The following is a 12829-nucleotide window of genomic DNA, read 5'->3' as shown; positions in this document are numbered from 1 at the left end:
TGCTGTGGTTGGTATATTACAGAATGAGGAAAAATAATGTCGCAAAAATATAATGTTGCGGTACTTGGCGCAACAGGTCTTGTTGGCAAGCAAATTATCGAATTACTAGCAGAACGAAAGTTTCCTGTAGACACATTATACCCACTCGCGAGTAGCCGAAGCGCGGGTGAAGAGATTGACTTTATGGGTGAAAAAATCGAAGTTCTGGATGTTGAAGAGTTTGATTTTTCTAATGCCCATATCGGTTTGTTTTCAGCGGGTGGTTCCGTGTCGGAGAAATATGCACCAATCGCCGCTGACGCTGGCTGCATTGTGATAGATAACACCTCACATTTTAGATACGACTTTGATATTCCATTAGTAGTTCCTGAGGTGAATAAAGACAGTCTTGCCGATTTTAGAAATCGTAATATCATTGCTAACCCAAACTGCTCTACAATCCAAATGCTAGTGGCACTTAAACCAATTTATGATGCCTATGGCATTGACAGAATTAATGTCTCAACTTATCAAGCGGTATCTGGTGCAGGTAAAGAAGCGGTAGATGAGTTGGCTAAGCAAACTGCAAACTTAATGAATGCAAGACCGATGGAAAACGAAGTGTTTAGCAAACAAATCGCTTTTAATGTCATTCCTCAAATTGATGCGTTCCAAGAAAATGGTTACACCAAAGAAGAAATGAAGATGGTGTGGGAAACGCAAAAAATCTTGGGCGACTCAAGTGTTTTGGTTAACCCGACTGCGGTTCGCGTTCCTGTGTTTTTTGGTCATGCTGAAGCCATTCATCTTGAAACGCGCATGCCTTATGATCTTGAACATGTTAAGCAGTTACTTGCTGATGCGCCGGGTGTTGAACTAATTGAAGACGAAAACGACTACCCAACACCGGTAAGTGATGCAAGTGGTAACGATACCGTTTATGTGGGTCGTGTAAGGCAAGATATTTCACATCCATTGGGCTTAAACTTATGGGTGGTATCAGACAACACCAGAAAAGGTGCAGCAACAAATAGCATTCAAATAGCAGAAGCCCTTATAGAAAGCTATCTATAGGTACCCTTTGATATCGCAAAGTAAGCAAAATTTTGCTTACTATTCTGCGTTATAACGGCAAACTTCTGCCAAGAAGTTTGCCGTTAGGTCAAATACTTGACTATTCTTCACCTATATCAACTATTCCAGAATCAGTAAAAAGCATTATAACCATGTTAACTTTCAATACGTTGCAATGGATATTCCAACATATCTGGTTTATAGTTTGCATTTGGAATAGAGCTTGCTTCAAAGCCATAATAATAAAATGTCGTTTAACGGGTGTTAAACATTTGAGTAAAGGATCGGCATGCGCGGTTTAGCCTTATTTAGTATCTTTGTATTCGCACTGATTGCCACACCAGTATATACCCAAGAGGGGGTAGTGCTAAAAGGCCCTAAAGGGGTTGATTATGGGGCTCAAGGTCGGTCAATAGGGCCTATCAGACCCACGGATACATTGTGGCGTATAGCACAAAAAGTGCGACCAGATGACTCGGTCACCATTTATCAGGTGATGAAGGCGCTTTACGATAAAAATCCTAATTCATTTCTAGATAAAAACCTCAACCATATGCAGGATGGGGCGTATTTACGTATTCCTACCATCAATGAAATTCGCAGTGTAAACCCTGAGTTGGCAAAGCAAAAGTCGGATCAAGATGACAAACTTTGGGAAATGAAGCGTAAGGGATTATTGAACCCAAATGCAATCAACGAAGCTGAAAAAAAGGTTACGCAAGCTCGTAAAGTCGATGTTGAAGAAGCAAAAAAAGACCTGACTAATCAACTGCGCTCTTTAAAGATGGAACAGGACATGAGGCTGATGGACTTACAAAAAGAGTTCAAGTCCTCGGTGCGTAATGTTGAAGAAATCCTATCCGAAAACAATAAGTTAAAGCAACAGCTCGGCGCTATTTCTACCGAGCTTCAAACGGTTCGTACTCAGCTTGGAAAAGACAGCGAAATCCAACAACAGCTAAAGGCTGTTATCGACTTGCAAAATGAAATGATTGATCAGCAAGCCGCTCAAGCAAAAGCGCAAGAAAGTAGCGAGTTAAGCGCATTTTTTAGCTCGCCAGCTGGCATTGCATTACTTGCTACATTGCCAGCACTACTGGCAATTGCTGGATTCGTTATGTTCCTACGCCGGAGAAAGCAATCTCAGACGTCAACAGATGATGACGATTTTCTTCCGCAAACACCATCCGTGGCTGCAGGCGCTGCGGCGGGAGCTGCAACCGCTGCGACTGCATTTGACCCTGAGCCAGACCCACTTGATATCGGAATGGGCGACGATGAAGATGCACTGGGCGCAAGCGTTCAGTTAGATGACGATATCTTACCTGAAGACGATGAAATTACCTTTGACTCACTTGATGACGACTTCGATGAAGGAAGTGATACGTTAGATCAAGACGAACTGGATAGCTTACTAAACGAAGATATTTCGTTTGGTGATGATCACGACGAAGACTTTATGCAACAGAGCTTCGAGGAGGCTGATGATGAAGTTTCGCTCGATGTTGATGATAGCAAGGATATTTTAAGTGACAGCGATCTAGATGATTTGTTCAACGAGTCTCAAGACGAAGAAATTGATGTTAGCGATGATGCGCTTGCTGCCCTGAGCGAGGAACTTGCTGATGAGCAAGCGGATGCTGTTGCAAACGACGATGATATCGATTCAATTCTTGACGGGGCGCTAGATGAAGAGCCCGAATTTAGCGGCAACTTTGATAGTGAGAGCTTAGTCGATGCTGATGATATCGATGCACTACTTGATGCTTCTCAAGATGCTGACGATGATGCACTGCCTGATTTTGAGGAACCAAGTAGTGAGCTTGCGGGTGATGATATTGATGCTCTATTAAATGAAGTTCAAGACGATGCGTTAGCTGAAATTAACGAAGAGCCAGATACGCTTGATGGTGATGATATCGATGCTTTATTGGATGAAGCACAGGAAGATACGTTGCCAGAATTAGAAGAAGAGTCAGATGCTCTCGCTGGTGATGATATTGATGCTTTATTGGATGAAGCGCAAGAAGATACGTTGCCGGAATTAGAAGAAGAGTCAGATGCTCTCGCTGGTGATGATATTGATGCTTTATTGGATGAAGCGCAAGAAGATACGTTGCCGGAATTAGAAGAAGAGTCTGACGATCTAGCTGGTGATGATATCGATGCTTTATTGGATGAAGCACAAGAGGATATATTACCTGAACTGGAAGAAGAGTCCGATGCTCTCGCTGGTGATGAACTCGATGCTTTATTGGATGAAGCACAAGAAGATACGTTGCCGGAATTAGAAGAAGAGTCCGATGATCTCGCTGGTGATGAACTCGATGCTTTATTGGATGAAGCGCAAGAGGATATATCGCCGGAATTAGAAGAAGAGTCAGATGCTCTCGCTGGTGATGAACTCGATGCTTTATTGGATGAAGCACAAGAAGATACGCTGCCGGAATTAGAAGAAGAGTCAGATACTCTCGCTGGTGATGATATCGATGCTTTATTAGATGAAGCACAAGAAGGTACGTTGCCGGAATTAGAAGAAGAGTCAGATGATCTCGCTGGTGATGAACTCGATGCTTTATTGGATGAAGCACAGGAAGAGCTGTTACCTGAACTGGAAGAAGAATCCGATGAACAGGCCGACGATGAACTCGATGCTTTATTAGATGAAGTACAAGAAGATACGTTGCCGGAATTAGAAGAAGAGTCAGATGATCTCGCTGGTGATGATATCGATGCTTTATTGGATGAAGCACAGGAAGAGCTGTTACCTGAACTGGAAGAAGAATCCGATGAACAGGCCGACGATGAACTCGATGCTTTATTAGATGAAGTACAGGAAGAGCTGTTACCTGAACTGGAAGAAGAATCCGATGAACAGGCCGACGACGATCTCGATGCATTAGTTGACGAAACACCAGAAGAAGCTTTGCCAGAGCTGGAAGAAGAATCTGATGAGCTGGCCGATGTTGAACTCGATACATTAGTTGAAGAAACACCAGAAGAAGCTTTGCCAGAGCTGGAAGAAGAATCCGATGAACTGGCCGATGTTGAACTCGATACATTAGTTGAAGAAACACCGGAAGATGGTTTGCCAGAGCTGGAAGAAGAATCTGATGAACTGGCCGACGACGATCTCGATGCATTAGTTGACGAAACACCAGAAGAAGCTTTGCCAGAGCTGGAAGAAGAATCCGATGAACTGGCCGACGACGATCTCGATGCATTAGTTGACGAAACACCAGAAGATGGTTTGCCAGAGCTGGAAGAAGAATCTGATGAACTGGCCGATGTTGAACTCGATACATTAGTTGAAGAAACACCAGAAGAAGCCTTGCCAGAGCTGGAAGAAGAATCCGATGAACTGGCCGACGACGATCTCGATGCATTAGTTGACGAAACACCAGAAGATGGTTTGCCAGAACTGGAAGATGAATCTGATGAACTGGCCGACGTTGAACTCGATACATTAGTTGACGAAACGGCAGAAGAAGCTTTGCCGGAGCTTGAAGAGGAAGTTGGTGAGCCAGCAGATAACGAGCTTGATGCTTTATTAGATGAAGCACCAGAAGATGCTTTACCAAATCTGGAAGAGGTATCTGACGAGCGTGAACTAGGATCTGAACAGCTTTTAGCTGAGCCTGAGCAAACGGAGTCAGGACACTTGTCTGGTATGTTGGATGAAGAGGATGCAATTCCGGAATCATCAGAAGAACCGGTGGAAGATACATTACAGTCCGATCTAGCCAATGAAGCAGATTTTAGTGATGAGAATGTTCAAGCTGACGAAGACAGTGAATTTGAAGATCCTGATTTAAAAAGTGTTGATGAGCTATTACAGGAGCTTCAAGCCGAAGAACAGTTTGAGTTGGATGCTGAACTTGAAGACGACTTCTCGGATGAAGAAGTTGAAATTGAACTGGGAGATGATCCACTTAATGACGAAGTGGATTTACTGGCAGAAGAAGAGTTTCTTGACGAAGAAGATCTGCAACCAAGCGCAGAACTAGATAGTTACCCAGAGCTGGAGCTTGGTGAAGAACTTGAAACTACTGACTCGCAAAGCGAAACCGAAAAAGCACTATCAGAAGCATTATCCAATGACGCTCAATTTGATATAGAGGATGGGCTTGATGACGATCTTCTCGACGATGAAATCTCTGACTTTGATGAAGATGATTTGCCTGAATTTAGTGCGGATTTCGACGAAGAGACTTTGCTCGCTGATGAGCCTGAAGCGCTAGTCGAAGAAGCAGAAAGTGACACGCTTAAGTCTGAACCTGAACTGGAAGTCGAAGACGAGCTGCCAGAGTTAACTGCAGACTTTGATGAAGAGACTTTGCTTGAAGACGAACCTGAAGCGCTAGTCGAAGAAGCAGAAAGTGATACGTTTGAGTCTGAACCTGAACTTGAAATCGAAGACGAGCTGCCAGAGTTAGCTGCAGATTTTGATGAAGAGGCTTTGCTTGAAGACGAGCCAGAAGAAGCAGAAAGTGACACGCTTGAGTCTGAACCTGCACTTGAAATCGAAGACGAGCTGCCTGAATTAACTGCAGATTTTGACGAAGAGACTTTGCTTGCTGATGAGCCTGCAGCACCAGTCGAAGCTGCAGAAAGTGATACGCTTGAGTCTGAACCTGAACTGGAAGTTGAAGACGAGCTGCCGGAGTTAAACGCAGATTTTGACGAAGAAACCTTGCTTGAAGATGAGCCTGAAGCACCAGTCGAAGCTGCAGAAAGTAATACGCTTGAGTCTGAACCTGAACTGGAAGTTGAAGACGAGCTGCCAGAATTAAACGCAGATTTTGATGAAGAGGCTTTGCTTGAAAACGAACCTGAAGCACCAGTCGAAGCAGCAGAAAGTGATACGCTTGAGTCTGAACCTGAACCTGAAATCGAAGATGATCTGCCAGAGTTAAACGCAGATTTTGACGAAGAGACCTTGCTTGAAGACGAACCTGAAGCACCGGTCGAAGCAGCAGAAAGTGATACGCTTGAGTCTGAACCTGAACTTGAAATCGAAGATGATCTGCCAGAGTTAAACGCAGATTTTGACGAAGAGACCTTGCTTGAAGACGAACCTGAAGCACCGGTCGAAGCTGCAGAAAATGATGAGCTTGAGTCTGAACCTGAGCTTGAAATCGAAGACGTGCTGCCAGAATTAAACGATGAAGATGACTTGGAAACTCTACTTTCTGAGCCACAAACTGAATCTGAATTACCAGAGGTCAATGAAGCCGAGATTGAAAAAGAATTTATGGCTGACTTTACCCAAGCAGACTTCGATGCTCTACTCAGCGAACTGGACGATCCCAGTGACTTTGACGCCGGAAATGCAGAAGATTTTGAAGTAGATTTCGATAGCTTGTTACAAGACGAATTGGTCGCAGGGGAAGCCCAAGCGTTACCAACGGACGCCGAAGGTACAGAAGACTACTTAGAAATTGAAGACCTACTTGAACAAAGCGACGATCTTGATAGCGATGTTGAACCTTACGTCGGTGCAAATATGGATGTTGGGCTTGGCGATTTTGAAGAGCTATTAGCGGGTGAAAATACCACGGATGTTGATTTAGAGGATGAAGGATTCGCCGCTAAATTAGATTTAGCGAAAGCTTATATCGAAATTCAAGATTATGATTCGGCGATATCAACGCTCAACGATGTTATTGAGAACGGTCCGGATTCGGTGCAAGCTGAGGCTAAGTCGCTTAAATCCAGTCTTACAGAGTCTTAATACTCACATCAACGATACCGACCAAACAAAGTAATTGCCTTGTTTGGCCGGTATCATCATCTACTTCTTAGCTTAAGCGCTTTAATTCACATCGCCAATGGCATAAAATGTCGTTTTTGTTATGGGTTGCGATAGAAAAAGTATGCGAGTAGCGTTAGGCATTGAATATAATGGTGCAAATTATAGTGGTTGGCAGAGGCAAAATCATGTCAGCAGTGTCCAAGAAGAAATAGAAAAAGCGCTATCGAATATCTGTAATCATCCCGTTGAGATAACTTGCGCGGGGCGCACTGATGCAGGGGTTCATGCAACGGGTCAACTCGTGCATTTTGACACGGATTCTGCTCGCGATATGAGCGCTTTTACATTAGGAATGAACTCTCAGCTTCCCGACGACATTGCGGTACGATTTGCTAAAGAAGTCGACCCTGAGTTCCATGCTCGTTTTTCTGCGACAGCTCGTCGATACCGCTACGTTATTTATAATCACACCTACAGGCCGGGTATTTTACGCAGTGGCGTAACGCATTTTCACCACGAGCTTGATGTTGAAAGAATGAAAGTTGCATGCCCTGTGATGATAGGGGAGCAAGATTTCACTTCTTTCAGGGCGGTACATTGTCAGTCTAATACGCCGTTTCGTAATATCCATCACTTAGAGGTGAAACGCATTGGCAAATATATTGTCATTGATATTAAAGCAAATGCGTTTTTGCATCATATGGTGCGCAATATTACAGGTTGTTTACTTGATATTGGTGTTGGCAAGCAAGAGCCTGAGTGGATGGCGGAGCTGCTTGTTGCAAAAGATCGCACGTTAGCAAGTGCTACGGCAAAACCTAACGGATTGTATTTAGTTGATGTGGACTATCCTGAACAATGGCAAATAGAAAAGATGCCGCTTGGGCCTTTATTCTTGCCTGAGGAATTAGTGTAACGGTCATATTTATGTAGTACCTTGTACTCTTAAGACCAGTTTTTTATATCACCTATAGCTAAATCATGATTTAATTGGGAAAAGATGTCTGTCTTTACTGACGGAACAGAATAAAGCACGATAGAGAGTTGCAAATGAGTTGGTTAGAAAAGATCTTACCTAAAACCACTAAATCTTCTGGTAAAAAAGAGATCCCAGAAGGGGTTTGGGCAAAGTGTACAGATTGTGATTCAATCCTATACAAAGCGGAATTAGAAAAGTCGTTAAACGTATGTCCTAAGTGTGATCATCACATGCGCATTACGGCACGTAAGCGCCTTGAAAGTTTTTTAGATGATGCAGATCGTCAAGAGCTTGGCACAGAGCATGAGCCACAAGACGTATTAAAGTTTAAAGACTCTAAAAAATATTCAGATCGTATCGTTCAAGCGCAAAAGGTAAGTGGTGAAAAAGACGCTTTAGTTGCAATGAAAGGCCGCGTAAAGGGTATTCCTGTTGCTGCTGTTGCTTTTGAGTTTTCCTTTATGGGTGGTTCAATGGCGTCGGTTGTTGGTGCGAGATTTGTTGATGCAGTTAACGTTTGTTTAGAACATAACATGCCGTTAATCTGTTTCTCTGCATCTGGTGGTGCACGTATGCAAGAAGCACTTATGTCATTGATGCAAATGGCAAAAACAAGTGCTGCATTGGCAAAAATGAGTGACAAAGGCTTGCCATTTATCTCTGTATTAACCGATCCAACTATGGGTGGTGTTTCTGCATCATTGGCAATGCTTGGTGATATCAATGTGGCAGAGCCAAAAGCACTTATCGGTTTTGCGGGTCCACGTGTTATCGAACAAACTGTACGTGAAACTCTACCTGATGGTTTCCAGCGCAGTGAGTTCTTATTAGAGCACGGTGCGATTGACATGATCGTCGACCGTCGTGAAATGCGCGATACGTTAGCGCGTATTTTGGCGAAGTTTATGGACTTGCCTTCCACTGAACAAGAGCATAGAGTAGCGTAAATTTTTCAAATTGAGCTACTCAACTTATGACGGTTAAACAGCCTAGCCAATCATCAAGCCTTGATGATTGGCTTTGTTATTTAGAAGCAATTCATCCAGCCACCATTGAAATGGGACTTGAGCGTGTAGCGCAAGTTGCCGAGCAAGCCGGATTACTTGAGCCTTTCAGTAAAATTATTCTAATTGGTGGAACCAATGGTAAAGGCACAACGGCCAGGTGCTTGGAGTCGTTGTTGCTCGCACAAGGGTTTTCGGTTGGCACCTACGCTTCACCACATTTAGTGCGCTACAACGAGCGTGTCCGAGTGAATGGGGCAGAGCTTGAAGATCAGTATCATATCGATGCATTTAAATTCCTCGATGACACCCGCAAAGACACTCAGCTGACCTATTTTGAGTTTGGTACGCTTGGCGCGTTAAGTATTTTCAAGCGCTGTAAGGTTGATTATATTTTGCTTGAAGTTGGTTTAGGCGGGCGCTTTGATGCGACGAATATAGTCTCGCCATTTGCCTCTGTTATCACGACTGTTGACTTAGATCATAAAGAGTATCTGGGTGATACCCGAGAGCTGGTAGGCTATGACAAAGCTGGCATTTTCCGCAGTGGTAAGCCTGCAATCGTTGGCGATTTAAATATTCCACATACGGTTACAGACTATGGCGACGAAATTGCGGCAGATATGGTGTTATCAAAGCGCGATTTTTATTTTACCCCGCTAGATTCTCAGTTTAGATGGCAATATCTTGATTTTGATTGGCACTTCGACAAACCAGCCATTCCAGCACAAAATGCTGCGACAGCGTTAACGGTATTAGCTAAACTTGAGTTGCTACCTAGCTATGATGCAGTGAAGACTTGTTTGGCAAATTTGCAAGTGGAAGGTCGCTTTCAGCGACTCAATACCACGCCGCTAGTCTATACAGATGTTGCTCATAATCCAGAGTCTGCAAGATATTTGGCAACTAAGTTACAAGAACTAAAGCAAAAAGGGTTTAAAATTCATGCCTTAGTCGCTATGCTTGCGGATAAAGACAAAGCCAGTGTGCTGAAAGAAGTCACCCAATATGTAGATAGCTGGAGTTTAGCTTCACTTTCAGGGCCTCGTGGAGAGCGTGCGGAAAACCTTAAACCTTTGCTTGACCCAAGTTGCAATGTCACCTTATTCGATAGCGTTACAGCAGCACTTGATACTCAGCTCGATACCCTTACGAGCGATCAGGCATTGGTGGTATTTGGCTCGTTCTTTACCGTTGCTGAGGCAATGGAATACTGGCGAAAATAACCAAAGAAGATTTAACGTTTAGTAGAGAGTAAAGTTGTGAACTCAGTATTTATAAATCGCCTTGTTGGAACGAGTATCGTCGTGGTTGCTGCGGTGATCTTTATTCCAAATATCCTTGATGGTGAAAAGGTCCACTACAAGGAAGGATTTCAAGCGATCCCTGAAAGACCTGAGTTCAAAACCATTGATCTCCAAGAAAAAGTGGATGCGCAAGCCAAGCTTGCGCCTGAGTTGCCCTCTGATCCGTTGGAAGATATTCACGCCGATGATGCAAAACTAGAAGGCACGGAAGAGACAACGCTAGCCAATGCGCCGCAATCAGATACGTCACCTACACACGTTGAGGCGAAACCCGTCGTAACAACCGACAAAGTTGAGGTGGCGAAATTAACGCGTCCAGAGAGTGCTAACTTTTCAAAAATGGCCTATGTCATTCAGCTTGGTAGCTTTTCGCATAAGTCGAACGTCGATGCACTGACGAAGAAGCTTGCTGACAATGGCTTTAAAACCTTTACAAAACCCGTTAAAACCCCTAATGGTACACTGACAAAAGTGTTTGTCGGACCAGACTTAAATAAAGCTGAACTTGAAGCTAAGTTACCAGAACTAAAGAAATTAACTAAGTTAAATGGTCGTTTGACACAATTTGAAGTGACAAAATGATCTGGCATTTAGATGCCAAACCTTTTAGAATGCGCCCCACATTAACGACTTATTGGTTACTATGATCTGGGTTGATTACGCCATTCTTGGTATTGTTGGTTTATCGACTATCTTTGGCTTGCTTCGTGGCTTTGTCAAAGAAGCGATGTCACTTGTCGTATGGATCGGCGCTTTTTTCATCTCTAGTATTTTTTACCAATATCTCGCAACCTTCCTAACATTCATTTCAGAACCCCTTTTAAGAAATGCAGCCGCAATAGCCATACTCTTTTTTGCGACCTTGATGTTAGGCGGGCTTGTTAATTATGTCTTGAGTGAACTGGTTCAAAGAACTGGGCTCTCAGGCACCGATAGGATCTTTGGGATTGTATTCGGTGGACTTCGAGGTGTGTTGGTCGTTAGCGCCTTACTCTTTTTCCTTGATGCGTTTACCAGTGCGCCAGACACGCAGTGGTGGAAAACATCAAACTTAATTCCTGAATTTGGCTTTGTGATAGAGTGGTTTTTCTCCTATCTTGAACATAACTCGAGCTTTTTAGATTCAGTAAACCGTTAATCGGCGAGGAAATTTTTAATGTGTGGTATCGTTGGGATAGTCGGAACATCTCCTGTTAATCAGGCGATTTATGACGGCTTAACTGTTTTGCAACACCGCGGCCAAGATGCGGCTGGCATTATTACCATTGACAACAATACGTTTAGCTTACGAAAAGCAAACGGTCTAGTGAAAGACGTATTTCATACAAGACATATGAAACGCCTACAGGGCAACATTGGTCTTGGTCATGTACGTTATCCTACTGCTGGCTCTTCAAGCTCAGCAGAAGCTCAACCTTTCTACGTAAACTCTCCATTTGGTATTGCCCTTGCACACAACGGCAACTTAACCAATGCAGAAAAATTAAAAGAGCGTTTGTTTACTCAAGCGCGTCGCCACGTTAATACTACGTCTGATTCAGAGATCCTGCTGAACATCTTAGCTCACGAGCTTGGCAAAACAGACAAGATGAAATTAGACGCGGAAGACATGTTTACGGCAGTAACTGAGGTTGTGTCTATTGTTTCTGGTGGTTACGCGAGTATCGCGATGATCATCGGCCATGGTATTTTGGCATTTAGAGACCCTCATGGTATTCGTCCGCTTGTGTTCGGTAAGAAAGAAACTGAGCGTGGCATGGAATACATGTTCGCTTCAGAGAGTGTTGCATTGGCAACGGATGGCTTTGAGTTTGTGCGAGATGTTGCACCTGGTGAAGCCATTTACGTAACCGAAAAAGGTGAGTTTTTCTCTCAGATCTGTGCTGCTAAAACGACGCTTGCACCTTGTATCTTCGAGTTTGTATATTTTGCTCGTCCAGATTCAAACATTGATAAAATGTCTGTTTATGCGACTCGCGTGAATATGGGTACCAAGCTCGGTGAGAAAATCGCGACAGAGTGGGGCGACAAAGATATCGACGTGGTTATCCCAATCCCTGAAACATCATGTGATATCGCACTTGAAATTGCTTCCGTGCTAGGGCTTCCTTATCGCCAAGGGTTTGTTAAGAACCGCTACATTGGCCGTACTTTCATTATGCCTGGCCAAGAGCTGCGTAAGAAGTCTGTACGTCGTAAACTTAACGCGATTGACAGAGAATTCGCTGGTAAGAACGTGCTACTTGTCGACGATTCGATTGTGCGAGGCACAACATCAGCGCAAATCGTTGAAATGGCGCGTGAAGCGGGTGCGAAGAACGTGTACTTTGCATCAGCAGCACCAGAGGTAAGATTCCCGAACGTATATGGCATCGATATGCCTTCTGCATCAGAGCTAATCGCTCATGGTCGTGAAGTGGAAGATATCAATGCGAGTATTGGCTCGGACGGTTTGATCTACCAATCCCTAAGCGATTTGATTGCAGCCGTTGGTCAAGAAAATCCAGAGATCGTTCGCTTTGAGACTTCGGTATTTGATGGTCAATACATCACAGGTGACGTTGACCAGAACTACCTCAACCATATTGATGAGCTACGCAACGATTCGGCAAAGTCTAATCGTGAAGCCGCGATGTCTGCAAGCCTTGAGCTACACAATCAAGAAGCGGAAAGCACCGAAAGCGACTAAACTAGTTGATGATGTGAATAAGCATTATGATAAAAAACCCAA

The 12829-nt window shown here is 43.8% G+C and carries 8 protein-coding genes; all 8 read left to right on the top strand.

All coding sequences use genetic code 11. The features are described 5' to 3' along the window. The first annotated feature begins 36 nt into the window (after positions 1-36). Positions 37-1053 carry an aspartate-semialdehyde dehydrogenase gene (locus L3V43_RS15985; protein WP_010606268.1) on the top strand — a complete coding sequence of 339 codons (1017 nt, stop codon included), beginning with the start codon at positions 37-39 and terminating at the stop codon, positions 1051-1053. A 289-nt stretch (positions 1054-1342) separates the two neighbouring features. Further along, positions 1343-6787, top strand: a complete 5445-nt coding sequence (locus L3V43_RS15980; RefSeq protein ID WP_237116868.1) for a FimV/HubP family polar landmark protein — start codon at positions 1343-1345, stop codon at positions 6785-6787. 142 nt (positions 6788-6929) lie between these two features. After that, on the top strand, positions 6930-7724 hold the full coding sequence (gene truA / locus L3V43_RS15975) for a tRNA pseudouridine(38-40) synthase TruA (RefSeq protein ID WP_010606270.1): 795 nt from the start codon (positions 6930-6932) through the stop codon (positions 7722-7724). 134 nt (positions 7725-7858) lie between these two features. Beyond that, a complete protein-coding gene (gene accD, locus L3V43_RS15970; protein ID WP_010606271.1) occupies positions 7859-8734 on the top strand; it encodes an acetyl-CoA carboxylase, carboxyltransferase subunit beta in 876 nt (291 codons plus the stop codon). A 26-nt stretch (positions 8735-8760) separates the two neighbouring features. Next, positions 8761-10017, top strand: a complete 1257-nt coding sequence (gene folC / locus L3V43_RS15965; RefSeq protein ID WP_102056437.1) for a bifunctional tetrahydrofolate synthase/dihydrofolate synthase — start codon at positions 8761-8763, stop codon at positions 10015-10017. A gap of 36 nt (positions 10018-10053) precedes the next feature. Then, complete coding sequence (locus L3V43_RS15960) at positions 10054-10680, top strand: SPOR domain-containing protein (RefSeq protein ID WP_237116869.1); 627 nt, start codon at positions 10054-10056, stop codon at positions 10678-10680. A 61-nt stretch (positions 10681-10741) separates the two neighbouring features. Further along, positions 10742-11236: a CvpA family protein gene (locus tag L3V43_RS15955; RefSeq protein WP_010369359.1), complete on the top strand. Its 495-nt coding sequence runs from the start codon at positions 10742-10744 to the stop codon at positions 11234-11236. 18 nt (positions 11237-11254) lie between these two features. After that, positions 11255-12787: an amidophosphoribosyltransferase gene (purF, locus tag L3V43_RS15950; protein ID WP_235368086.1), complete on the top strand. Its 1533-nt coding sequence runs from the start codon at positions 11255-11257 to the stop codon at positions 12785-12787. The last annotated feature ends 42 nt before the right edge of the window (positions 12788-12829 follow it).

It is taken from the genome of Pseudoalteromonas sp. L23, from assembly GCF_021728455.1.
Lineage (GTDB): Bacteria > Pseudomonadota > Gammaproteobacteria > Enterobacterales > Alteromonadaceae > Pseudoalteromonas.
This window is presented reverse-complemented; position numbering and strand designations above follow the sequence as displayed.